17 protein-coding genes are annotated in these 24893 nt (G+C 72.9%); 14 read left to right on the forward strand and 3 right to left on the reverse strand.

Annotation, left to right across the window (positions count from 1 at the left end):
- Window positions 1-3: 3 nt before the first annotated feature.
- The 7 genes from ACZ3I3_RS32580 (at window position 4) to ACZ3I3_RS32610 (ending at window position 12734) form a co-directional block, all read left to right on the forward strand.
- The gene (locus ACZ3I3_RS32580) at window positions 4-1350 is read left to right on the forward strand and encodes a carbohydrate ABC transporter permease (protein ID WP_467370890.1); all 1347 of its coding nucleotides are present in this window, start codon (window positions 4-6) and stop codon (window positions 1348-1350) included.
- On the forward strand, window positions 1347-2207 hold the full coding sequence (locus ACZ3I3_RS32585; RefSeq protein WP_467370892.1) for a carbohydrate ABC transporter permease: 861 nt from the start codon (window positions 1347-1349) through the stop codon (window positions 2205-2207). Before ACZ3I3_RS32580 ends, ACZ3I3_RS32585 begins: the two co-directional genes overlap by 4 nt.
- A 142-nt stretch (window positions 2208-2349) precedes the next feature.
- Window positions 2350-4611 (forward strand): bifunctional glycosyltransferase/CDP-glycerol:glycerophosphate glycerophosphotransferase, encoded by a 2262-nt coding sequence (locus tag ACZ3I3_RS32590; protein ID WP_467370893.1) that lies wholly within the window; start codon window positions 2350-2352, stop codon window positions 4609-4611.
- Between the two features lie 185 nt (window positions 4612-4796).
- Window positions 4797-6995 (forward strand): bifunctional glycosyltransferase/CDP-glycerol:glycerophosphate glycerophosphotransferase, encoded by a 2199-nt coding sequence (locus tag ACZ3I3_RS32595; RefSeq protein ID WP_467370894.1) that lies wholly within the window; start codon window positions 4797-4799, stop codon window positions 6993-6995.
- A gap of 8 nt (window positions 6996-7003) precedes the next feature.
- Window positions 7004-9244 carry a bifunctional glycosyltransferase/CDP-glycerol:glycerophosphate glycerophosphotransferase gene (locus ACZ3I3_RS32600; RefSeq protein ID WP_467370896.1) on the forward strand — a complete coding sequence of 747 codons (2241 nt, stop codon included), beginning with the start codon at window positions 7004-7006 and terminating at the stop codon, window positions 9242-9244.
- Window positions 9241-11046: an arabinofuranosyltransferase AftB family protein gene (locus ACZ3I3_RS32605; RefSeq protein ID WP_467370897.1), complete on the forward strand. Its 1806-nt coding sequence runs from the start codon at window positions 9241-9243 to the stop codon at window positions 11044-11046. The genes ACZ3I3_RS32600 and ACZ3I3_RS32605 overlap by 4 nt, the downstream gene beginning before the upstream one ends.
- A gap of 128 nt (window positions 11047-11174) precedes the next feature.
- The gene (locus tag ACZ3I3_RS32610) at window positions 11175-12734 is read left to right on the forward strand and encodes a hypothetical protein (RefSeq protein ID WP_467370899.1); all 1560 of its coding nucleotides are present in this window, start codon (window positions 11175-11177) and stop codon (window positions 12732-12734) included.
- Window positions 12735-12752: 18 nt separating this feature from the next.
- Here the strand turns inward: ACZ3I3_RS32610 and ACZ3I3_RS32615 are convergent, their stop codons facing one another.
- Window positions 12753-13166: an organic hydroperoxide resistance protein gene (locus tag ACZ3I3_RS32615; RefSeq protein WP_359033861.1), complete on the reverse strand. Its 414-nt coding sequence runs from the start codon at window positions 13164-13166 to the stop codon at window positions 12753-12755.
- Window positions 13167-13291: 125 nt separating this feature from the next.
- On the opposite strand from ACZ3I3_RS32615, the gene ACZ3I3_RS32620 reads away from it, so the two are divergent.
- Window positions 13292-13780, forward strand: a complete 489-nt coding sequence (locus ACZ3I3_RS32620) for a MarR family winged helix-turn-helix transcriptional regulator (protein WP_467370901.1) — start codon at window positions 13292-13294, stop codon at window positions 13778-13780.
- A gap of 60 nt (window positions 13781-13840) precedes the next feature.
- Here ACZ3I3_RS32620 and ACZ3I3_RS32625 read toward each other — a convergent pair whose 3' ends face one another.
- Entirely contained in the window at window positions 13841-15451 is a 1611-nt protein-coding gene (locus ACZ3I3_RS32625; RefSeq protein ID WP_467370903.1) for a glycosyltransferase family 39 protein, read from the reverse strand.
- A gap of 157 nt (window positions 15452-15608) precedes the next feature.
- Here ACZ3I3_RS32625 and ACZ3I3_RS32630 point away from each other — a divergent pair, with 157 nt between their 5' ends.
- Entirely contained in the window at window positions 15609-17228 is a 1620-nt protein-coding gene (locus ACZ3I3_RS32630) for a glycosyltransferase family 2 protein (RefSeq protein ID WP_467370905.1), read from the forward strand.
- A gap of 83 nt (window positions 17229-17311) precedes the next feature.
- On the forward strand, window positions 17312-18292 hold the full coding sequence (galE, locus tag ACZ3I3_RS32635) for a UDP-glucose 4-epimerase GalE (protein WP_467370906.1): 981 nt from the start codon (window positions 17312-17314) through the stop codon (window positions 18290-18292).
- A gap of 19 nt (window positions 18293-18311) precedes the next feature.
- On the opposite strand, the gene ACZ3I3_RS32640 is transcribed toward galE, so the two are convergent.
- On the reverse strand, window positions 18312-18938 hold the full coding sequence (locus tag ACZ3I3_RS32640; RefSeq protein ID WP_467370908.1) for a TetR/AcrR family transcriptional regulator: 627 nt from the start codon (window positions 18936-18938) through the stop codon (window positions 18312-18314).
- A 198-nt stretch (window positions 18939-19136) separates the two neighbouring features.
- Here ACZ3I3_RS32640 and ACZ3I3_RS32645 point away from each other — a divergent pair, with 198 nt between their 5' ends.
- The 4 genes from ACZ3I3_RS32645 (at window position 19137) to ACZ3I3_RS32660 (ending at window position 24855) form a co-directional block, all read left to right on the forward strand.
- Entirely contained in the window at window positions 19137-20057 is a 921-nt protein-coding gene (locus tag ACZ3I3_RS32645) for an ABC transporter permease (protein WP_467370910.1), read from the forward strand.
- On the forward strand, window positions 20050-20880 hold the full coding sequence (locus tag ACZ3I3_RS32650; RefSeq protein ID WP_467370911.1) for an ABC transporter ATP-binding protein: 831 nt from the start codon (window positions 20050-20052) through the stop codon (window positions 20878-20880). The genes ACZ3I3_RS32645 and ACZ3I3_RS32650 overlap by 8 nt, the downstream gene beginning before the upstream one ends.
- 127 nt (window positions 20881-21007) lie before the next feature.
- Complete coding sequence (locus ACZ3I3_RS32655) at window positions 21008-23212, forward strand: CDP-glycerol glycerophosphotransferase family protein (protein ID WP_467370912.1); 2205 nt, start codon at window positions 21008-21010, stop codon at window positions 23210-23212.
- Window positions 23209-24855: a glycosyltransferase family 2 protein gene (locus tag ACZ3I3_RS32660; RefSeq protein WP_467370914.1), complete on the forward strand. Its 1647-nt coding sequence runs from the start codon at window positions 23209-23211 to the stop codon at window positions 24853-24855. Before ACZ3I3_RS32655 ends, ACZ3I3_RS32660 begins: the two co-directional genes overlap by 4 nt.
- Window positions 24856-24893 lie beyond the last annotated feature (38 nt).

Raw genomic sequence — 24893 nt, forward strand, 5'->3', positions numbered from 1 at the left:
GGCATGACGTCGGCCACGGCGGCAGGGGGCGTCAAGCCCCCTGCCGTGGGCAAGTCGCGCAAGAGTGTGACCGGCACCCGCAGGATGGTCGCGGCGCTGTTCCTGCTGCCCGCTCTAGTCCTGCTCGGCGCGCTCGTGGTGTACCCGATCGGGTACTCGGTGGTCCGCAGCTTCTACGACCAGTCCGGCGACGGCTTCGCCGGGATCGACAACTACAAGGCCCTCTTCACCGACGAGGGCATACGCACCGCGCTGAAGAACAACGTCATCTGGGTGGTGTTCGCGCCGACGGTCGCGACGGCGCTCGGCCTGATCTTCGCGGTGCTGACCGAACGGGTGCGCTGGGGCACGGCCTTCAAGCTGGTCGTCTTCATGCCGATGGCGATCTCGATGCTGGCGGCGGGCATCATCTTCCGCCTGGTGTACGACCAGGACCCGGACAAGGGCGTGGCGAACGCGGTGTGGGTGGGCGTGCACGACACGTTCACGCAGGCGTCGGCGTTCCCGAAGGCCCACCCGGGCCGTCAGTCGCCGCTGGAGCCGGCGGGCGGCGGTGCGTTCATCACCAAGTCGCCCGTCCGCGCGGGCGAGACCGTCTCGCTGCCCCTGGTGGGTGTCGCGCCGGACCTGATGCCGGACGGCGCGAAGCCGGCGGTGGCGCCGAAGCCCGAACCGGACAAGGTCACCGGTACGACCTGGCAGGACTTCACGCGCGGCAAGGGCGTCGGCGAGCTGAACACCGTCGATGCCTCCGAACTGGGCTATGCCGGCATGCGGATCGAGGCCGTCAAGGACGGCAAGGTCGTGGCCTCCACCACGGCCGGCGACGACGGCACCTTCACCCTGCCGGCCTCGGCCGACGGGGCCCAACTCCGGCTTCCGGACAGCAACTTCAAGGAGCCGTACAACGGCCTGGACTGGCTCGGCCCGTCCCTGGTCACCCCGTCCATCATCGGCGCGTACATCTGGATGTGGGCGGGCTTCGCGATGGTGCTGATCGCGGCCGGGCTCGCGGGCGTGCCGCGCGAACTGCTGGAGGCCGCCAGGGTCGACGGCGCGAGTGAGTGGCAGGTGTTCAGACGGGTCACGGTGCCGCTGCTGGCGCCGGTCCTCGCGGTCGTCACCGTCACCCTGATGATCAATGTGCTGAAGATCTTCGACCTGGTCTTCATCATCGCCCCCGGCTCCGCCCAGGACGACGCGAACGTCCTCGCCCTGGAGCTGTACCGCAAGGGCTTCTCCGAGGACCAGCCGGGCATCGCCAGCGCCATCTCGGTGTTCCTGCTCCTGCTCGTGATCCCGGTGATGTGGTTCAACGTGCGTCGGCTTAGGCGGGAGGTGCGGCGATGAAGACGAAGCAGTCGCTGGGGTCCCGGCTGGCCGAGGGGGTCAGCGGTGGGCTGGTGCGGGTGTTCCTCATCGTCGTGGGCCTGTTCTGGCTGGTGCCGACGATCGGTCTGCTGCTGGCGAGTCTGCGTTCGCCGGAGGACATCGCGGCGAGCGGCTGGTGGAAGGTGTTCACCGAGCCGTCCCAGATGACCTTCGACAGCTACTCGAAGCTGCTGGAGAACGAGGACATCACCAGCAGCCTGGTCAACACGGTGTGGATCACCGTCCCGGCGACGCTGCTGGTCGTGATCATCGGCTCGCTGGCGGGCTACGCCTTCGCCTGGATGGAGTTCCCGGGCCGGGACTGGTGGTTCCTGGGCGTGGTCGGCCTGTTGGTCGTGCCGGTGCAGGTCGCGCTGATCCCGATCGCCGAACTCTTCGGCAACATCGGCATCTTCGGCTCGGTGATCGGCGTGGTGCTCTTCCACGTCGGCTTCGGTCTGCCGTTCGCGGTGTTCCTGCTGCGGAACTTCTTCGCGGAGATCCCGAGGGAGCTGCTGGAGGCGGCGCGCCTGGACGGGGCGGGTGAACTGCGCCTGTTCTTCCGTGTCGTCATGCCGCTCGGCGCACCGGCGATCGCCTCGCTCGGCATCTTCCAGTTCCTGTGGGTGTGGAACGACATGCTGGTCGCGCTGATCTTCTCGGACTCCGGGAGCCAGCCGATCACGGTCGCACTCCAGACTCAGGTACGGCAGTTCGGCAACAACATCGACGTGCTGGCACCCGGCGCGTTCATCTCGATGGTGGTCCCGCTGGCCGTCTTCTTCGCGTTCCAGCGGCAGTTCGTGTCCGGCGTGATGGCAGGGGCCGTCAAGTAGCGTTCAGCGCAAGGCAGTTGGAGGGGCGGGCCGAGCGCGGTCCGCCCCTCGCGCGTTCCCCCGGATGCCGTAGCCGCCGTAACCAACTCGCCCCACCGGCCGTTCCCGGGCCGAACGCCCGCGCCGACCGATGGATGGCCTCTTGCCCAGGTTCAGTGTCATTGTCCCCGCGTACCAGGTTCAGGCGTACCTGCACGAGTGCCTCGAATCGGTGCTCTCCCAGTCCTGTCCCGATCTCGAACTGATCGTCGTCGACGACTGCTCGCCGGACGCGTGCGGCGCGATCATCGACGAGTTCGCCGCCCGCGACGCGCGCGTCCACCCCGTCCACCTGCCTCAGAACGTCGGCCTGGGCCGCGCGAGAAACGCCGGCGTGTCCCACGCGAGCGGCGACTACCTGCTGTTCCTCGACAGCGACGACACCCTCACACCCGACGCGCTGCGGTCGATCGCGGACCGGCTGAAGGAGACCGGCGAGCCGGACGTCCTGGTCTTCGACTACGCGCGCACCTACTGGACGGGCGAGGCGGTCCGCAACCAGGCGGCCCTCCAGCTCACCGAGCAGGGCCCGGCCCCGTTCCGCCTGGAGGACCGGCCGGGCCTGCTGCGGCTGCTGATGGTCGCCTGGAACAAGGCCTACCGGCGGGAGTTCGTCGAGGAGCAGGGGTTCGCCTTCCCGCCGGGGTACTACGAGGACACGCCGTGGACGTACCCGGTGCTGATGACCGCGGAGTCGATCGCGACCCTCGACCGCGTCTGCGTGCACTACCGGCAACGGCGGCAGGGCAGCATCCTGCGCACCACCAGCGAGCGGCACTTCGACGTCTTCGAGCAGTACGACCGGGTGTTCGCGTATCTGGAGGAGCGGCCCGAACTGGCCCGGTGGCGACCGGTGTTGTTCCGCCGCATGGTCCATCACCTGGCGATCGTGTACTCGCGTCGGGACCGGCTGCCCCCCGGCACGCACGCGGACTTCATGCGCCGGGCCCGCGCCCACTACCGCCGCTACCGCACCCCCGGCGTCCCCGTCCCCCTGCGCTGCCGGATCCACCACACCCTGATCCGCTTCGGCCTGCACCGCACGTACCGCACGCTCCAGCTGGCGTCGGCCCTGCACCGCCGCGTCGGGCGGACCACCGGGAAGCTGCTGCGCGGAGCGCGGTCCGCGGCGCTCGGGCTCCACTACCGCGTCCAGCGCTGTCTCCCGCTGCGCGCCGACCGGGCCGTCTTCACCGCCTACGACGGCCGCGGCCACAGCTGCAACCCGGGCGCGCTGGAATCCGCGTTCCGCGACCTCGCGCCGCACATCCGCACGACGTGGATCGCCCGCCCCGAGCACCATCACACCATCCCGCCCGGCCCGCGCCGCGTCGTCCCCGGCACGGCCGCCTACTGGACGGCACTGGCCCGCTCCGCCTACCTCGTCAGCAACACCGACTTCGACCACCGCCTGGTCAAGCGCCGGGGCCAGACCCTCATCCAGACCGGGCAGGGCACCCCGCTGGGGCACATCGGCCTCGACCTGCAGGAGCGCCCGGCGGCGGCCCGGGGCAGGGACTTCGCCCGGCTGCTCAAGGGCGTCGACCAGTGGGACTACCTGCTGTCCGCCAACCGCCACACCACCCTCACCCACGAGCGCGTCCACCCCGGCCGCTACACCACGCTGGAGTACGGCTGTCCCCGCAACGACGTGTTCCGCACGGCGACCGAAGCGGACGTGACCCGGCTGCGCGCCTCCCTCGGCATCCCGGAGGGCACGGTGGCGATCCTCTACGCGCCGACCCACCGCGACTACCGCCGCTCCCAGCGCCACTCCCTCGACCTCCAGCGGATCGTGCGCCGCCTGGGCCCGCGCTTCATGGTGCTGGCCCGCGCCCACCACGCCTACGACGCCCCGCTGGCCGAAACCTGCGGCCGGGTCGTCGACGTCAGCGACCACCCGAGTGTCCAGTCGCTGTGCCTGGCCTCGGACGCCCTGGTCACGGACTACTCGTCGCTGATGTTCGACTACGCCAACCTGGACCGGCCGATCGTGATCCACGCCGACGACTGGGAGGCGTACGACGCGGCCCGCGGCACCTACTTCGACCTGCGTTCCTTCCCGCCGGGCGCGGTCGCGCGCGGCGAGGACGAGCTGATCGACATCTTCGCCACCGGCCACTGGCGCGGCTCCCGGTCGGCCCAGCTGCGCTCGGCGTTCCGGGAGCGGTTCTGCGCGTACGACGACGGCCGGGCCGCCGAGCGGGTCGTGCGCCGGGTCGTCCTCGGGGAGTCGGACCTGCCGCCGGTCGTGCCGCTCGACGAGCGCCGGCCGGTGCCGTCGGCGGCGGCCTCGCTGGTGCGCGAGCCGCTCGCCACGGTGCCGCTGCCGACCGGTCCGGCCGTCGTCACCGACCTCCTCTGAGTCCCGTTCTCACGCGTGGGAGTCCCTGTGCCCTCCAGCCCGTCACGGCCGACGCCGAGCCGGCCGCCGACCTGGCGCCCGTCCGGCCGGCCTGGACGCCCTCGCGCCACCTGACGCGGCCCCCCGTTTCCGAAGACCCTCGACCCTCGACCTTCGACCCTCGACCCTCGACCAGAGAGAGCAGAATGCCCCGCTTCAGCATCGTCGTCCCGTCCCATGGGGTCGCGGGCCGGCTGTCCCAGGCGCTGGACTCGATCCTCGCCCAGTCGTTCGGCGACTTCGAGCTGATCCCGGTGTGCGACGCGCCCGACTCACCCGCGGCGGACGTCGTCGCCGGGTACGCCGAGCGGGACTCCCGGGTGACGCCGGTGCACTCGCCGCCGTCGGCCGGTCTGGCCGGGGCGCGCAACACCGGGCTTCGGTCGGCCGTCGGCGGCCATGTGCTGTTCCTCGACGGCGACGACGTCCTGGTCCCGGGGGCGCTGGCGGCGCTGGACGCCCGGCTGAGCGCCGTGGGTGACGTCGACGTCCTGTACTTCGAGCACGAACGCACCCCCTGGTGGGAGGGCGAGCCGGCCAACCCGGCCGCGCCCTTGCTGGCCGGGACACCGGACGGGGCCTTCTCCCCCGGCCGGGCCCCGCGGCTGACGGGCGTGACGCTGCCGGCCTGGAGCGCGGCCTACCGCCGGGCCTTCCTCACCGAGCAGAACCTCACCTTCCCCGGGGACCACTTCACCGATACCGGATTCGGCGGGCTGGTCGCCCTGCGGGCGGAGCGGATGGCGGCCCTGCGCACGGTCGTCGTCCGGCATCTGCTGCGCCGGCAGGGCAACCGCCTCAACCTGCCCGGAGAGCACCACGCCGAGCTGCTCGACCAGACCGAACTGGTGCTGGCCCGGGCCGCGGAGCAGGGGCTGTCCGCGGACCGGCGCGGGCCGCTGTTCGAGCAGCTCTTCGCCGCCGTGTTGAAGACGGCCGCCCATCCCCGGCGGCTGCCGTCCGGGCGGCGCGCCTTCTTCCGCCGGGCGAGCGCGCTCTACCGGCAGCACCGCCCCGCGGGCTACCAGCCGCCCGGCGGCAGCCTCGGCGTCCAGCACCGGCTGCTGGCGGCCGGATCGTACGTCGCGTTCCGCGTCCTGCGCGCCGCCAACCGCAGGGTCGCGCGAGCCGCCGCGCTGCTCCCGCGCCCGAGAGGGCTGCGCACGCGCCTGCGGTACGCGGCGGCCCTGCGGCTGCCCCTCGACGAGAACCTCGTCGTGTACTGCGCGTACTGGGGCCGCGGCTACGCCTGCAACCCGGCCGCGATCCACGCCAAGGCCCGCGAACTCGCCCCGCACCTGCGTGCGGTGTTCCTGGTGGAGCCGGAGGCCGTGGGCGCCGTGCCGCCGGACGTGGAGTACGCGGTGATCGGCAGCCGGAAGTACTGGCAGGTGCTGGCCCGCGCCAAGTACCTCGTCAACAACGCCAACTTCGCGGACGCCGTCGTCAAACGCCCCGGCAGCGTGCACCTGCAGACCCAGCACGGCACACCGCTGAAGAAGATGGGCGCCGACCAGGCGACGTACCCTGTGGTGGCCGCGGCCACCGGGAGCTTCGCCAAGCTGCTGGCCCGGGTCGACCGCTGGGACTACAACCTCACCTCCAACCGCCACTCCACCGAGATGTGGGAGAAGGCGTTCCCGGGCGCGCACGAGACCCTCGAGTACGGCTATCCGCGCAACGACGTCTACTGCACGGCGTCCGCCGAGGACGTCGCCCGTGTCCGCAAGGAACTGGGTGTCCCGGACGGCAAGAAGGCCCTGCTCTACGCGCCCACGCACCGCGACTACGCCACCGGCTTCGCGTCGGGCCTGGACCTGGCGGAGTTCTGCGAGGCGATCGGCGACGACTACGTGATGCTGCTGCGCGCCCACTACTTCTACGACCAGGGGGCGAGCCGGGGCGGCGGCCGGATCATCGACGTCACCGGGCACCGCTCCTCGGAGGACGTGTGCCTGGCCGCCGACGCGCTGATCACCGACTACTCGTCGATCATGTTCGACTACGCCAACCTGGACCGGCCGATCGTCGTGTACGCCGACGACTGGGAGGTCTACCGGGAGCTGCGGGGCGTCTACTTCGACCTGATGACGTCCCCGCCCGGCCGGGTCGCCCGGACGCCCGAGGAACTGGCGGCCCTCTTCCGCGACGGCGGCTGGGCGGACGAGTCCGCCACGGCCCTGCGCGCCGCCTTCCGTGAGCGCTTCTGCCAGTTCGACGACGGGCGGGCCGCCGAGCGCGTCGTACGCCGGGTGCTGCTGGGTCAGCCGCCCGAGTCGATCCCGCCCGTGATCCCGCTCGCGGAGCGCGTCCCGGCCCCCGCCGCCACCCTCGTAAGGAGCTGACCGAAGAAGTGCCCCGCTTCAGCATCATCGTCCCCGTCTTCAAGGTGCAGGGCTTCCTGCGCGAGTGTCTCGACTCGGTGCTCGGCCAGTCGTACGGCGACTTCGAGGTGATCGCCGTGGACGACCGCTCGCCGGACGGCAGCGGTGCGATCCTCGACGAGTACGCGGCCCGCGACGCCCGGGTGCGGGTGCTGCACCTGCCCGAGAACGTCGGCCTGGGCCGGGCCCGCAACGCCGGTCTGGAGCAGGCGGCCGGCGACTACGTCCTGTTCCTCGACAGCGACGACCACTACACGCCGGGCCTGCTGGCGGCCGTCGCCGCGCGCCTCGAAGCGACCGCCGAGCCGGACATCCTGGTCTTCGACCACGTGCGCACCTACTGGTGGGGCCGGGGCGGGCGCAGCGAGGCGGCGGACCTGCTGGCCGCGGCGGGCACGGACACCTTCGGCATCCGGGAGAGCCCGCAGTACCTGAACCTCTTCCTGGTCGCCTGGAACAAGGCGTACCGCCGCTCCTTCTTCCAGGAGCACGGCCTCCGGTACGCGCCGGGGCTGTACGAGGACGCGCCGGTCACCTACCGGTCGATGGTGCTGGCGGAGCGGATCGCCTGCCTGGACCGGATCGGGGTGGAGTACCGGCAGCGCAGGCAAGGCGCGATCACCAAGACGCCGGGGCGCCGGCACTTCGAGATCTTCCCGCAGTACGAGGGCCTGTTCGCCTTCCTGGAGCAGCGCCCCGACCTGGACTGGGCGCGGCCGCTGCTGCTGGAGCGGGCCCTGGACCACATGCTGTTCGTGCTGGCCCGGGAGGACCGGGTGCGGCCCGCGGACCGGGGCGACTTCTACCGCGAGATCCGCTCCTTCCACCGCCGTCACCTCCCCGAGGGCGGGTTCCCGCAGCCGGAGGGCTGGCGCGGGGTCGAGATGCGGCTGCTGGCGTCGGCGCCCTACGCGTCGTACGCGGCGGTGCGGGGACTGCGGGACGTGCGCGCCACCGTCCTGGGCGGGCAGCGCCGGGTGGCGCGGAAGGCGTCGGAGACCGCCGTGCGCACCTGGTACCGGGCCCAGTCGAAGCGGCCCCTCGATCCGCACCTCGCCGTGTACTCGGCGACCCACCACCGGGGCGTGTCCGGCGACCCGGCCGCGATCCACGCCAAGGCCCGCGAGCTCGCCCCGCACATCCGGGGCGTGTGGGTGGTCCGGGAGGACGCGGTGGACGCGCTGCCGCCCGGCACCGACCACGTCACGCCGGGCTCGCGGCGCTACCACGAGGTCATGGCGCGGGCCACGTACTGGGTGAACAACGTCAACTGGCCCGGCACCCTGGCCAAGCGGCCCGGCAGCGTCCACATCCACACCCACCAGGGCACCCCGCTCAAGTACATGGGCGCCGACCTGCTGACCAAGCCGGGCGCCCGGCACGGCTTCGACGTGCCGCAGATGCTGCGCCGCGCCGACCGCTGGGACTACAGCCTGGTCGCCGGGCGGCACGCGGAGCGGGCCTGGGAGCGGGCCTACCCGTGCCACTTCACCTCGCTGCGGACCGGCAGCCCGCGCAACGACGTGCTCGTCGGCGCCGGCCCGGAGCGCGGCCTGGCGGTGCGTGAGCGGCTCGGCATCCCCGCCGGCCACACCGTCGTGCTGTACGCGCCGACCCGCCGCGACTACCGGCGGGGCGGCCACGTCGACCGGTTCGACCTGGCCCGGTTCGCCGCGGACCTCGGCCCCGGCCACACGCTCGTCGTCCGTCTGCACCCGTCGCTGGCCGGGGGTGTGGCGCGCGGCCTGGGCCTTGCCGACCTGCACCGGCGGGGCGTGGTGGTGGACGCGACGGACGAGCCGCACGTCGAGGACGTGCTGCTCGCCTCCGACGCGCTGGTCACCGACTACTCCGCCCTGATGTTCGACTACGTCCTCCTCGACCGGCCGGTCGTGGTGCACGCCGACGACTGGGGCGCGTTCACGGCGAGCCGGGGCGCCTATTTCGACATCACGGGCGACGCCCCGGGGCACGTGTCGCGCTCCTACCGGGAACTGGCCTGGCTGTTCGCGTCCGGCACCTGGCAGGACGCGGAGTCGGCGCGGCTGCGGGCGGGCTTCCGGGACCGGTACTGCGAGTTCGAGGACGGACAGGCCGCCGAGCGGGTCGTACGCCTGCTGATGCTGGGCGAACGGGGCGGTGCGCTGCTGCCCGCGGCCCGCCGCACCCCGGGGCTGCCCGCCCGGTCAGGGGCGCTGATCGAGCGATGAGAACTCCCGCCGGCCCCGAGGCCGTTCCCTCCCTGCCCGGCCAGCGGGCCTCCTCGGCACGGCCGCCGGCCGTCGTCGAGCGGCTCCGGCCGGTGCACTGGTGGCACGCGGCCCTGGTCGCCGTCCCGACCGCGGCCCTGTTCGTCCTGGGCTACCGGCGGCGCTGGATCTGCGACGACGGGCTGATCTACCTGCGTCCGGTGCGGCAGATCCTGGCGGGCAACGGGGCCGTGTTCAACGTCGGGGAACGGGCGGAGAGTTCGACCGGCACCCTGTGGCAGTGGCTGCTCGCGCTCGGCACCTGGGTCACCGGCGAGGACCCGGCGTTCCTGGCGGTCGGGCTGGGGCTGCTGCTCAGCACGGCCGGGTTCGCGCTCGCCCTGATCGCCACCTGCCGGCTGCACCGGGGCGCGCGGCTGCTGCTCCCGGCCGGTGTGTTCGTGCTGCTGGCCGTGCCCCCGTTCTGGTCGTACATGACCTCGGGCCTGGAGAGCGGCCTCGGCGCCTGCTGGACCGGCCTGTCGTGGTGGCTGCTGACGGGCACCCGGCGCGGTCAGCGGGCCCGGGTGACGTACGCCGCCGCCTTCGTGTTCGGACTGGGGCCGCTGGTCCGGCCGGATCTGGCGGTGGTCACGGTGTGCTTCCTGGCGGCGCAGTGGTGGGTGCTGCGCCCGTCCCGGCGGGGTACCGCGGCGATGGCGGCCTCGGCGGTGGCGCTGCCGCTGGCGTACGAGGTGTTCCGGGCCGGGTACTACGGGATCCTGGTGCCGCTGCCCGCCATCGCCAAGGAGGCGAGCGCGAGCGACTGGGGCCGGGGCGCCGGCTATGTGCAGGAGACGCTCGGGCCCTACTGGCTGTGGCCCGTCGTGCCCGTGCTCGCCGCGCTGGCCGTCCTCCTCGTGCGGCGCACCCGGCTGGAACGGCGGGACCACGCCCCAGGGCGGGCCTCGCTCGCGGTGCTGCTGGCGCCGCTCGCGGCGGGTGCGCTGCTCGCCGGGTACGTCGTCCGCGTCGGCGGCGACTACATGCACGCCCGCATGATCCTGCCCGCGCTCCTGCTGCTGCTCCTGCCGGTGCTGGTCGTGCCCGCGACCCGGTTCACGGGGGTCGCGAGCGCGCTGCTGCTGGTGTGGCTGGGCGCGGCGGTCAGCCCGCTGCGGACGCCGTTCGACGTGCGCAGCACGCCCGGCTCCTTCAACGTGCGCAGCTCCGACGTGGAGGGCCTCGGCGACCACAACCCGGTGCGCACCGCCACCTGGGTGGACAACTGGCCGGCCCTGCCGGAAGGGCGCGACATGCTGGCCCGGGCCGCGCGGGCGTCCCGGCCGACGCTGCTGTACTTCGACGCCGCGCGCCGGCTGCACGCCACGCCGATGCGCGAGGACTCCCCGTACCACGTGGTGATCGTGGGACGTCACCTCGGTGTCACGGGAGCCGCGGCGCCGCTCGACGCCTATGTCAACGACGCCTGGGGGCTGGCCAGTCCCGTCGGCGCGCATCTCGCGCTGGAGCGCTGGAGCTGGCCCGGGCACGAGAAGTTCCTGCGCAACCACTGGGTCTTCGCGGAGTGGGCGCTGGAGCACCCGCCGCAGCGCGACCTGCTGCGGGCCGGGGCCTCGCGGGAGGCGGTCGAGGCGGCACGGGCCGCGCTGGGCTGCGGTGAGCTGGCCGAGCTGAGGGAGTCGGTGCGCGCGCCGCTGACCGCCGAGCGGTTCCTGCGGAACCTCACGGGGGCCTTCGAGCGGACGCAGTTCCGGTTCGCACGCTGGCCGGTCGCGGCGGAGCGGGCACTGTGCGACTGACGGCGCAGGCGGGTGCATCGGCAGGTGGGTGTAGCCGCCTCACCCGATGAAGTGACCCGGGGTCAGGGCTCAGCTACGGGCGGGAACATTCGGCGCATGCCCCAGACCCTCCCCCTTCCGACAGTCCTGTGAGCGCCCAGGTCCTCGTCCGGCGGACCGTACGCGGCGCGACGGCGCTGCGCGGCGGCCGCGTGGGGCGCCCGACCCCGTACCAGTTCTTCGGCGCCCTGTTCTGGCTGGTGATGACGCTGGCGTACTGGCGGGTCCCGCTGTGCTGCGACGCCGGTCAGCACGCGGCGGTCGTCGAGCGTCTCAAGGCCGACCTGCTGCATCCGGCCCACACCATGGCCGATCTGCCGGGCGAGGGCAGCCCCTACTACGGGCCGTACGCCGTCACCCAGGGCGTCCTGGCGCGGCTGACGGGGCTGACCGGCTGGGCGGTCGTGAAGCTCGCCGGGCCGGTGCACCTGCTGGTGCTGCTGACGGGGATCGGCCGTTTCGTCCGGGCCCTCACGCCCCGCCCGTGGGCGCCGGTCCTGGCGCTGCTGTTCATGACGCTGCTGTGGGGCACCACGCGGATCCTGTGGAGCGGCTACCTCGGGCTGATGTCGATGACGACGAACCTGGGCTATCCGTCCGCGCTCGCGATCGGGCTGACGTTCTGGGCGTGGGCCCGGACCTGCGGGCGCGCGCGGGAGGACGCCCCGTCCGTGCGGTTCGTCGGCCCGAGCGGGCTCGGCGGCTGGTGGGGGTACGCCGGGATCGGTGCCCTGTACGGGCTGATCCTGCTCACCCATCCCGTCACGGCGGCCTCGGCGCTCGTCGGGGCGGTGGCGATCGTGGCGTCGCGGCAGCGGGGGTGGCGCCGGCCGGTCGTGGCGCGCTGGGCGCTCGCCGGTGGGTCCTGCGCGGCGCTCGCCGCGGCGTGGCCGTACTACGACGTCCTGTCACTGGTGGGCGACACCGGCATGGACGCGATGCACCGGCGGCTGTACGAGGGGATGCTCGGCAACTCCTGGCTGGCGCTGCTCTGCCTGCCCGCGCTGTGGGTGCGGGCCCGCCGGTCGGTGCGGGACCCGCTGGTGCTCATGTTCCTGCTGGAGTGCCTGCTGGTGGCATACGGCTGGGTGAGCGGGCACTACACGTACGCCCGGGCCGTGTGGGCCGTTCTGCTGCCGCTGCAGTTCGCGCTGGCGGTGGAGCTGGCGGCGCCCCGGCCCTGGCGGCGGGCCCGGCGGGTGCTGGGCGGGGCGGCGGCGGCCGGGGTGTGCGTCGGGTTCGTCACCGTGCACGCCGGGGCGGTCGTGCCGCGCTCGGTCGACCCGGTGGGGTTCACGCAGCCGACGCGCTGGCCGTCGTACGACTGGGCGGCGCGGCACATCGGGCCGGGCGAGGTGGTGATCACCGACGGGTATCTGGCCAGTCACTCCATCGCCGGGTACGGGCCGAACCTCGCCGCGCCCATCTGGCCCGACCCCGCCCTCGACGAACGGGAGCGCGAACGCCGGGCGGCCGACGTCCGCGCCTATCTGGCCCCCGACGCGACCCGCGCCGAGCGGGCCGCCGTCGTCCGCCGCTATCACGTGCGCTGGCTGCTGCTGACGCGCTGGCACCCGGTGCCCGAGGAGGCCGTGGTGGTGGCGTGGAGCAGACGGACGGGAGAGGTGCTGGCGCGGGTCGGGGGGTGACCTCCGTCGGCTTCGGGGTTACTCGATGACGAGGTCGACCTCGATGTTGCCGCGGGTGGCGTTGGAGTACGGGCAGACCTGGTGGGCCTGCTCGACCAGCTTGCGGCCGGTCGCCTCGTCCACGCTCTCGGGGAGCTCCACACGGAGGATGACGGCGAGCCCGAAGCCTTCGCCCTGCTTGCCTATGGAGACCTCGGCGGTCACGGCGGCGTCGCTGACGTCGACCTTGGCCTGGCGGCCGACAAGGCCGAGGGCGCTGCCGAAGCAGGCGGCGTACCCGGCGGCGAAGAGCTGCTCGGGGTTGGTGCCCTGGCCGTTGCCGCCCATCGCCTGGGGTACGCCCAGCGCGAGGTCCAGCACGCCGTCGGAGCTGACGGCGCGGCCGTCCCGGCCGTGGGTGGCGGTGGCGACAGCGGTGTAGAGCGCGTCCATGAAAAACCTTCCCTCTCACACGTCAAGGTTCGGCGGCCCGCTTCCGGGGCCGCCTGACACCCAGAATTAGAGCACACAATTAAGTTGCGCGCAATTGAATGGTGGACCCGAGCTATCCTGGAAGCATGAACACGCCGGACGACGACTGGCTCCGCCTGGACCAGCAGATCTGCTTCTCCCTGCACGCGGCATCCCGCGCCTTCAACGGCGTCTACCGCGGGATCCTCAAGGACCTCGGGCTCACGTACCCGCAGTACCTGGTGATGCTCGTGCTCTGGGAGCACGACGAGCTGCCCGTGAAGAAGCTCGGGGAGCATCTGCGCCTCGACTCCGGCACGCTGTCGCCGCTGCTCAAGCGGCTGGAGGCGGCAGGGCTCGTGCGCCGGGAGCGCAGCGCGCGCGACGAGCGGTCGGTGGAGGTGCGGCTGACCGACGAGGGCACGGCGATGCGGCGGCGAGCGCTTCAGGTACCGCGCCGGATCGCCGCCTCGACGGGCTTCGGCCCGGACGAGATCCGCACCCTGCGCGCCCGCGTCGACGAACTCACCACGGCACTGGACGCGGCCGCGCTGGCGGAGTCGCAGGGTGGTTCGCCGGGAGACGAGCGGTCGTAGCGGAGGCGGGGGCCTCGGTGGACGCCTCGGGCGGCTCATCGGCGGCCGGTACGTCGGGCATCAAGGGGCGCGGGGAACTGCGCGATCAACCACCGACGGCCGGCGCTCGACACGAAAGCCCGAGCTGCCACGGCGCATGGCGAACGGCTCACCGGCGGTCGCCACCCCGGTGGACGGCTCGTCGGTGGCAGGTGCGTCCCCCGGGGCCTTCCGGACATGGAGGCGCAGCACCACCCCGCCCCGGGCGTGTTCCTCCCGGACCGTGAACTCCTCCGCCAGGACGGCCCGTTTCACGCGCTCGACCGGGTCGCGCGGAGACCAGCGCGGGTCCAGCGCGTACGCCTCCGCGACGGTCCAGACGCGGTCCACCGAGGCGAGCCGGTGCCGCAGTTCCGCGGGGGTCGCCTCACGGCCCCACAGGGTCCCGGACCGTGGGGCCGACTCCCGAAGCGCGATGTCCCGGACCTGCCGGAACCCCTTCGGGTAGGCCAGCGCGGCGAGCCTGCCGACCGACGGCACGAACAGCACCGGGTCGCCGGGGCGCATCTGGCGCAGGGCGAGCGCGGAGACGGCGGCGAGGTTGTCGGGGCGGTGCGCGGCGGACCGATGCTGGCGGTGGACGGGGAGCTGGTGGATGAAGGTGGCGGTGAGGGCGAGGACGCCGGTGATGCCCAGCAGAAGCCGCACCTGACGGCCGCCGACCCGTACCCGGCGCCCGTCGAACCGCAGTCGCCCCAGCGCTCCGGCCACCCGCCCGGCCCCGGCGGCCACCAGCAGGGACGCTCCCGCCAGGGAGTAGAGCACGTACCGGTCATGGAAGAGCGGCCGCGCCTGCGACACGGTCATGAGGATCACCGGTGGCGCCAGCAGCAGGGGCAGCGCCACCGCCGCCAGTCGCCGGGCCCGGAGCCCGACGGCCATGAGCGGCAGCGACGCCCAGAAGGCCACCCCGGCCGGGCCGGGACAGAAGTTCCGCAGCAGCCTCTCGGCCCTGTCCCACCCGGGCGTCACCAGCCACGCCACCTGCCCGGACTGCCCCTGCGACACCCACACCAGCGGCAGCAGGACCAGGACCACCACCCCGGCCGCGCGCCCCCACCCCGACCACACCGCCCTCGGCACCCGCAACAGCGCCAGCGTCAGCGCGTGCGCGCACAGCACCAGCACCGCCAGCTCGTGCAGCAGACAGGTCAGGGCGAGGACGGTCCCGTACGGCCACCAGGCCCGGGCGGTGGCCGCCTCCACCGCCCTGAGCAGCAGCAGCGTCGCCCCCGTCACCCCCGCCGCGACGAGCGTGTACGAGCGTCCCTCCTGGGCGTAGTGGCCGGTCATCGGCGTGATGGCGTAGAGGAGACCGGCCCCCAGGCCGACCCGCGGCCCGGCCAGCCGGACGCCGAGGGCCGCGACCAGGCCGGCGGTCGCGGCCGCCGCGCACACCGACGGCAGCCGCAGGACGACCTCGCCCGGGTGGACGGCGAGGACGGCGTGCATGAACAGGTAGTACAGGCCGTGCACCGCGTCCACGTCGTGCAGCAGCCGCCAGATCTGCGGCACCGTGCGCTGCGCGACCTGGAAGGTGACGCTCTCGTCGCCCCACATGCCTCCGCGGTCCAGGCCCCACAGCCCGATCGCGAGCATCACCGCCGTGGGAACCATCACGGGAACGGCCATGGGAACCGCCACAGGCACCACACCCGCCCCGAACCGGCCGCTCCCCCTGGACTGTCCGCTCATCACGGGCCGATTCTGTGCCGTTACGCTGGCCTTGGTGACACTTGATGGTGTGTTACCACTTTCATGTCATTCGCCCGGCTTACGATCGGCCGTAATGAATGCCGTACAGAACCCCGAGAGGCCGCTCCCCCAGGTCGCCGTCGTGGTCATCGGCTACGACGACGCCGTCCATGTGACGGACGCCGTGCGCTCGGCGCTCGCCCAGGGCCCGGCCGTGCGCGAGGTCGTGGCCGTCGACGACTGCTCTGCGGACGGCAGCGCCGATCTGCTCGGCCGGCTGGCCGCGTCGGAGCCCCGGCTGAAGGTCATCCGCCGCCGGGCCAACAGCGGCGGCTGCGGCACCCCGCGCAACACCGGGCTCGACGCGGTGACGTCGCCGTACGTGATGTTCCTGGACAGCGACGACGTCCTGCCGCCCGGAGCGGTCGACGCGCTGCTCGACGCGGTGACGGGCGCGCACGCGGAGGTCGCGAGCGGCCTGTGCGTACGCCGGGAACTGCCGTCGGGGCGCGAAGTACCCTGGCAGGCTCGCCTGTACACACTGCACGCCGTGGTACCGCACCCGGCGCAGCGCCCGCTCCTCGTCCACGACACGCTCTGCGTCAACAAGCTCTACCGCACCGGCTTCCTGCGCGAGCACGGCATCCGCTTCCCCGAGGGCCGCTTCCCCTACGAGGACGTGGTCTTCACCGCGCGCGTGCTGGCCGCGGCCCCGCGGATCGTCCTGATCCCGGACCGGGTGTACGTCTGGCACGTGCGCCGGTCCGCCGAGCGGCTGTCGATCTCGCTGGACCGGGCCGGCGTCGAGAACTGGCGGGCCCGTACGGAGGCGTGCCGGCAGGCGTACGAGGTCCTGCTGGGCGCCGGGCAGAAGGAACTCGCGCGGGTCGCGCGCGCCAAGTTCCTCGACCACGACCTGCGGATGTACCTGCGGGAACTGGGGTTGCGCGACGCCGCCTACCGGCGTGCGTGGTGGGAGCTCACGCGGGCGCATCTCGCGGAGTACGACGCGGACGACTGGGCCCGCAACCCGGCCGCTCCCGGCCGGCTGGCGGGGCGGGTCGTCCTGGCCTCCCCGGAGCCGCGCGACCTGCCCCGGCTGCGGGAGCTGGCGGCCCGTCCGGCCCGGCTGTACCCGCCGTACGCCCGGGCCGCGGACGGCACGCCCGTCTGGTCGGAGGACCTCCCGCAGGTCTCCCTGGAGCCGCTGCTCACCCGGCCCGTGCCCGTGCTGCCCCTCGCCGTCGACGCGGAGCTGCGGCCACGCGCGCGTGGCGGCGCCCGGCTCCGGCTGCGCCTGCACGAGCTGTACGGCCGGGTGGCACAGGCGGGCCCGGAGGCGGTGGAGGTGGAGTGGCGGCACCGGGACGAGGGGGACGAGGCGGTCCGCCGCACGACCGCGCTGGTGCCGTCGTCCGGCACCTGGTCGGCGGAGACGTCCGTGGACCTCCCGGCGCTGGCCGCGCCCGGCGTGGGCACCTGGGACCTGCGCCTTCGGATCCGCTTCCGCGACGGCGTGAGCCGCGACGTCACGGCGCACGCCCTCACGGGCGCCGGTCTGCTGCGCCGCAGCGCCGTCCCGAGCGCCCGGCACGGCGTGGTACTCGTACAGCCGTACGCCACCCACTCGGGCGCGCTGGCGCTACGGGTCGCGCCGGGCGTACGCGGTGTGCTGTCCGTCGTACGCGGAAGGCTGCGCCGCCTGCTTCACTGAGGGCACGACGACGTATCGGCACGATCGGCACGAGCCGCACGAGCACCACCACCACGGGCCAACTGACGAGGGGACGGCCGCACATGACCTGGTTGATCACCGGCGGCGCCGGCTACATCGGAGCGCACGTCGTACGGGCGATGACCGCGGCGGGCGAACAGGCGGTGGTGTACGACGACCTGTCCACCGGCATCGCCGAGCGCGTGCCCGACGGGGTGCCGCTGGTGGTGGGCTCCACACTGGACGGCGAGCGGCTCGCGCGCACCCTCGCGGAGCACGCGGTCACCGGCGTCGTCCACCTCGCGGCGAAGAAGCAGGTCGGCGAGTCGGTCGAGCAGCCGCTGCACTACTACCGGGAGAACGTCGAGGGCCTGCGGGTCCTGCTGGACGCGGTGACGGCGGCGCGGGTGCCGTCCTTCGTCTTCTCCTCCTCGGCGGCGGTGTACGGCATGCCGGACGTGGACCTGGTCACCGAGGAGACCCCGTGCGTGCCCATGTCGCCCTACGGCGAGACGAAGCTGGCCGGTGAGTGGCTGGTGCGCGCGACGGGCCGGGCGACCGGGCTGTCGACCGCGTCCCTGCGCTACTTCAACGTGGCCGGCGCGGCGAGCCCGGAGCTCGCGGACGTCGGCGTGTTCAACCTCGTCCCGATGGTCTTCGAGAAGCTCACTCAGGACGCGCCGCCGCGCGTCTTCGGCGACGACTACCCGACCCCGGACGGCACCTGCGTACGCGACTACATCCACGTCGTCGACCTGGCCGAGGCCCATGTCGCGGCGGCCCGGGTGCTGCGCTCCTCCCCCGGCCGCGACCTCACGCTCAACATCGGCCGGGGCGAGGGCGTCTCCGTCCGCGAGATGATCGACCGCATCAACGCGGTGACCGGCTACGACCGGCCGCCCACGGTCACGCCCCGCCGCCCGGGCGACCCGGCCCGAGTCGTCGCCTCCGCCGAGCGCGCGGCCGCGGAGCTGGGCTGGAAGGCCCGGCACGACGTCCAGGACATGATCACGTCGGCGTGGGAGGGCTGGGTGCGCCTGCATCCGGAGGCGGCCCGGGGCTGACCCGAGTCGTCCGGCAGAACTACAACGCCTTCAACGCCCCCGCCGTGGCCCGCGCCAGCGACCCCAGGTACCCCTTGGGCAGCTTCGGGCTGCGGATCACCACCGAGCGCCAGTAGAGCGGGCCGGAGATCAGGTCGAGGGCCAGGTCGTGGTCGAGGCCCCGGCGGAGTTCGCCGCGGGCTTCCGCCGCCGTGACGATGCCGGTGGCGACCCCGTCCTGGCCCTCGCGCAGGGCCTTCTGGAGGGCCTCGGCGATCTCCGGGTTGCGGGCCGCCTCGGCCTGGAGGTCGGGGATGACCTGCGAGGCGACGGGGTGACGCAGGGCGCGGGACGTCACCTCGTACAGCAGCCGCAGGTCGCCCTTCAGGGAGCCGGTGTCCGGCACGGGCAGGCCCTGCACGGCGAGCGCCGAGACGATGTCGAGGACCAGGTGCAGCTTGGAGCGCCAGCGGCGGTACACCGCCGTCTTCCCGACCCCCGCCCGGCGCGCGATCCCCTCGATGGACATCCGCGCGTAGCCGACGGCCGCGAGCTCCTCGAAGACGGCCGCCCGGATGGCTTCCGTCACGTCCTCCCGCAGTACGGCCGCCCCCGCGGGGGCCCGGCGGCGCCGGGGCTGCTGGGGCTCGTCGGGCTTCGTCGTCATGCCGACAGCATAGGGCGTCACGACGAAACGGTTGCGTTCCGACGTTGCGTTCTGAGGTACGGACGACATACGCTCTCGTTGCGACGATACGGTCCCGTCCCGACGTAAGAAGCCGTGAAGAGTCCGGTAAGAACCGGCGCATCCCCTTCCTCTTCACGGCCCCCCAGGTCCCACACCCCCCGAACGAAAGCAGCGGATGTGAGCCAGGTCCTCCACACACCGCCCCAAGCACCGGCCCCGGCCCCGGCCGCCGACGACCTCGCGGCCCTCGCCGCCCGCCACGGCCTCTCCGTCAGCGGCGCCCGCCCCGCCCTGCCCGAGTACGTCCGCCAGCTGTGGGCCCGGCGCCACTTCATCACCGCGTTCGCCACCGCCAAGCTCACCGCCCAGTACAGCCAGGCGAAGCTCGGCCAGGTCTGGCAGGTGATGACCCCGCTGCTGAACGCGGCGGTCTACTACTTCATCTTCGGCGTGCTGCTCGGCACCAAGCACGGGGTGCCGGACTACATCCCGTTCCTGGTCACGGGCGTGTTCATCTGGACGTTCACGCAGAGCTCGATCATGGCGGGCACCCGCGCCATCTCCGGCAACCTCGGCCTGGTGCGCGCCCTGCACTTCCCGCGCGCCGCGCTGCCCCTGTCGTTCTGCCTCCAGCAGCTCCAGCAGCTGCTGTTCTCGATGGGCGCCCTGGTCGTCATCCTGCTCTGCTTCGGCGTGCCGGTCGGCGTGTCCTGGCTGCTGGCGCTGCCGGCGCTGTTCCTGCAGTTCACGTTCAACGCGGGCGTCTCCATGGTCATGGCCCGGATGGGCGCCAAGACCCCGGACATCGCCCAGCTGATGCCGTTCGTGCTGCGCACCTGGATGTACGTCTCGGGCGTCATGTGGAGCATCGACAAGCTGGCGCAGAAGGACAGCCTGCCGCACGTGGTGACGCTGGCGCTGGCGGCCAACCCGGCCGCCGTCTACATCGACCTGATGCGCTTCGCCCTGATCGACAGCTTCCACGCGAGCCAGCTCCCGGCCCACGTGTGGGCCCTCGCCGTCGGCTGGGCGCTGGTCGCCGGCGTCGGCGGCTTCATCTACTTCTGGAAGGCTGAGGAGACCTACGGCCGTGGCTGACCTCACCAACGACAGGATCCCCACCGTCGTCGCCGACGGCGTCGACATCGTCTACCGCGTCAACGGCACCGGCGCCGGACGCGGCTCCGCGACCGCCGCCCTCAACCGCATGCTGCGCCGCAAGCAGACCGAGAAGGCGTCGGGCGTGCGCCGGGTGCACGCCGTGAAGAACGTGTCCTTCGTCGCCTACCGGGGCGAGGCGATCGGTCTGATCGGCACCAACGGCTCCGGCAAGTCGACCCTGCTGAAGGCCGTCGCCGGGCTCCTCCCCGTGGAGAACGGCCATATCTACACCGGCGGCCAGCCCTCCCTGCTCGGTGTCAACGCGGCCCTGATGAACGACCTGACCGGCGAGCGCAACGTGCACCTCGGCGGCCTGGCGATGGGCATGTCCCGCGAGCAGGTCAGGGACCGCTACCAGGACATCGTCGACTTCTCCGGCATCAACGAGAAGGGCGACTTCATCACGCTGCCGATGCGCACGTACTCCTCCGGCATGGCCGCGCGGCTGCGGTTCTCCATCGCCGCCGCCAAGGACCACGACGTGCTGCTGATCGACGAGGCGCTGGCGACCGGCGACCGCTCCTTCCAGAAGCGCTCCGAGGACCGCATCCGCGAGCTGCGCAAGCACGCCGGGACGGTGTTCCTGGTCAGCCACAACAACAAGTCGATCCGCGACACCTGCGACCGCGTGCTGTGGCTGGAGCGCGGGGAACTCCTCATGGACGGGCCGACGGAGGACGTCCTGAAGGAGTACGAGGCGTTCACCGGCGACAAGTCACCCAAGGCCAAGCCGAAGCCCAAGGCGCCGGTTCCCTCGTGAGGTGCCGGTTCCCTCGCGAGGTGCCGGTTCCCTCGTGAGGCGCACCCCGGTCGGTCCTTTTGCCGCATTGGTGACACCATGACCGCATAAGGCCCGCCTGGTGCGACGAGAGGGAGGAGCCCCTGTGATGCCCGAGCTCAGCGTCATCGTCCACGGGCCGAACGTTCAGGACCATCTGACGGAACTCCTCGACTCCCTCGCCGCCCATCCGCTGCCGGACGCCGAGCTCATTGTGGCCGCGGTCGGCGACTGGGCCCGGGAGACGGCCGAGCGGCACACCCCGGACGGCGGCCCGGTCGACGTAGTGCCGCTGCCGGACGGCACGGGCGACGCCGCGGCCCGGGCGGCGGGCGCGGCACGGGCCTCCGGGCGCTGGCTGCACTTCGTCCACGCCAAGGACGGCCTGCCCGCCGGCGCCCCGCGCACGGTCGCCGAGCGGGTGGCCGAGCTCCCGGCCGCAGTGGACGTCCTGCTCCTGGACCACGTCCGCAGCACCTGGCGCACCTCCGGCATGCCCTCCCGGGACGGCTCCCTGCTGGCCCGGGCGGGCCGGGCCGACGTCCCCCTCGACGACTGCGCGCCCCTGCTGCGCCTGACCCCGCTGCTCGGCACCCGCGTGCTGCGCGCGGACTTCTGGCGGGCGCACGAGCAGCGGCTCACCACCGACGACGAGCCGTACGCCGCCCTGGCCGCCCTGCTGCTCGCCGACCGCGTCGCCTGCCTGCCGCACGTCGCCTACGAGGACCGCCGGCTGCGCCCCGCGAGCCTGCCCCCGGTCACCCCCGAGCAGCACTACGGCCTCGTCGAGCGCTACGAGTCGCTCCTCGACCTCACCCGGGACCGCCGCGCCGCCCACGCCGTGCTCTACGACGTCATGGTCCGCGACTGCCTGCGCACCTTCGCGCGCGGCGGCATGCCGGAGGAGGCCGCGCGGGAGTTCTTCCGCCGGGCGTCGCTGGCGGCCCTGCGCCGCCGTCCCGAGGATTACCGGCGCCCGGCCGGGCTGGAAGGTGTGCGCCGCTCCCTGCTCGAAGAGGGTGCCTACGGCAGGTACCGGGCGTTCCAGACCGTCAACCGCACCCGCCGCACCGCCAAGTCGGCCGTACGGGCCCGCAAACGGCAGGCCGGCGCCAAGCTCCGCGACCACCGGTACCGCAGGGCGCTCGGCCGCCCGGTCAACCCCCACCTGGCGGTGTTCGCGGCGTACTGGAACCGCGGCGTCGCCTGCAACCCGGCCGCGATCGCCGCGAAGCTCGCCGAACTGGCCCCGCAGATCCACCCGGTGTGGGTAGTGACCGAGGAGAACGCGGCCCTGCTGCCGCCCGGCACCGACCACGTCGTGCCCGGCACCCGCCGCTACTGGGAGGTGCTGGCGACCGCCAAGTACCTCGTCAACAACGTCAACTTCCCCAACGCGGTGGTCAAGCGCCCCGACGCGATCCACCTCCAGACCCACCACGGCACGCCCCTGAAACGCATGGGCATCGACCAGATGGCGTACCCGGCGGCCGCGCAGGGCCTGGACTTCCAGGCACTGCTGGAGCGCATCGACAAGTGGGACTACAGCGTCTCCGCCAACAGCCACACCACGCGCATGTGGGAGCGCGCGTACCCGTCGCACTACGTCTCCCTCGACCACGGCTATCCGCGCAACGACGTCTACTACACGGCCGGCGCCGAGGACATCCGCAGGGTCCGCGACAGGCTCGGCATCGCGCCGGGCCGCCGGGCCGTCCTCTACGCCCCCACCCACCGCGACTACGAGGCCGGCTGGACCCCCCGCCTGGACCTCGCCGCCCTCGCCGACCGCCTCGGCGACGACACCGTCCTGCTCGTCCGCGGCCACTACTTCTACGGCGGCGCGGCCTCCCCGCTCACCAACCTGCGCCGCACGGGCCGGATCATCGACGTCTCCTCCTACGACCCGGTGGAGGAGCTGTGCCTGGCGGCGGACGCCCTGGTCACGGACTACTCCTCGATCATGTTCGACTACGCCAACCTCGACCGGCCGATCGTGATCCACGCCGACGACTGGGAGACGTACCGCACAACCCGCGGCGTCTACTTCGACCTGATGGCCGAGGCCCCGGGCCCCGTCGCCCGCACCCAGGAGGAGCTGACGGAGATCCTCACCACCGAGGCCTGGCGCGACGAGGGCGCGGCGAAGACCCGGGCCGTCTTCCGGCGCCGGTTCTGCGAGTACGACGACGGACGCGCCGCCGAACGCGTCGTGCGGCGGGTCTTCCTCGGCCAGGACGAACGGTCCCTGCCGCCGGTGCTGCCCCTCGAGGAACGCACCCCGGCCCCGACCCCGCAGGAGGCGACCGCATGAGCACCCCCGACGTCACCGTGACGGTCATCGTCTACAACGACGCCGAACGCCTCCCCCGCGCGGTCGACTCGGTCCGCCGGCAGACCCACGCGAACGTGGAGATCGTCATCAGCGACGACCACTCGACGGACGAGACCCCCGAGGTCGCACGGCGTCTGGCCGCCGAGGACCCCCGCATCCGCCACCTGCGCCTGGAGGAGAACAGCGGCGGATGCAGCGCGCCGCGCAACCGCGCCCTGGAGATCGCCCGGGCGCCGTACCTGATGTTCCTCGACAGCGACGACGAACTTCCCGAGGACGCCGTCGCACTGCTGCTCGCCGCGCACCGCGAACGCGAGATCGACTTCGCGATGGGCGCGGTGCAGCGGATCCGGGTCGACAACGGCCGCCGCTCGACGTGGATGCCGCACCTGGTCGCCGAGCGCCGCACCCTCGAGGGCATCGAGGCCGACCCGCGGCTGCTCTTCGAGCACCTCGCCACCAGCAAGATGTACGCCCGCGCCTTCCTCGACCGGCACTCCTTGCGCTTCCCCGAGGGCATCCACTACGAGGACCAGCTGTTCTCGGCGCAGGCGTACTGCCTGGCCAAGGCGTTCACGATCATCCCGGAGCCGGTCTACCGCTGGTACGTCGCCCCGTTCGCCGACTCCGACACGGCCTCGATATCCAACCAGCGGCACAAGCTCGCCAACGTCCGTGACCGCGTCCACGTCCAGCACCTCATCGACGCGTTCCTGGCCGAGAGCGGGCACGAGTCGCTGCGGGAGGACAAGGACCACAAGTTCCTCAAGCACGACCTCCGGATGTACGCAGGCGACCTGCCCTACCGGGACGAGGAGTGGCTGTCCGCCTTCGCGGACATCGTCACGCCGTACCTGGACACGCTCACCCCGGGCGCGTTCGCCCGCCTGCCCCGCGCCGAGCGGGTGGTCATCCAGCTGATCCGCGACCGCCGTCTGCCGGAGGCCAAGCTGGCGGGCCGGGGCCTGGGCCACGGTGTGGCACCGAGGCAGGTCGCGACGGACGGGGACGGCCGCATGTACTGGGGCGACCGGATCCCGCCCTCCGCATGGTCCCGCCGCGAACTGGACATCTCCGACCTGGAGCTGGAGACGCGCCCCTTCCCGAGCGCCCAGTTCCGCCACGAGATCACGGAGATCACCCGGGGCCCCGGCGCCTCGGTCGACCTCACCATCCGCACGTACGACCCCGCCCTGCGCCTCCCGGTCGGCCCCCAGCGCGCGACCCTCCTCATCGCCCCGGGCCGGCGCCGCCTGCGCGTCCCGTTCCGCCTCTGTCCCGTCCGCCCCGGCGTCTTCGAGGGCCATGCCCACCTGGACCTCGCGGCGGCGCCCCTCCCCTTCCACGGCTTCGCCGGAGTCCGCCACCCCTTGCTCCGCCTGGAACACCAGGGCTTGACCCACACGGGTCTGCTCCTGGCACCCCTGACGTTCCCGGCCCTGACGACCCAGGTCCCCCACCACCGCCTGACCCTGGAACCGGAGGGCCACGGCCCGGGCCGCCTGCAGGTCCGCTGGGAACCGCTGGGCCTGACGGCGACCCTGATCCGCCCGCTGACCCGCCGGGTGGCGAAGCCCCGGGTGAAGCGGGCGGCCCGCTTGGTGGCGAGCGCGTTGAAATAAGCCGGGCCACCAGCAGGTGAAACAGGCCGGACAAAAAA

The sequence above is a fragment of the Streptomyces sp. NPDC016851 genome, assembly GCF_055562795.1.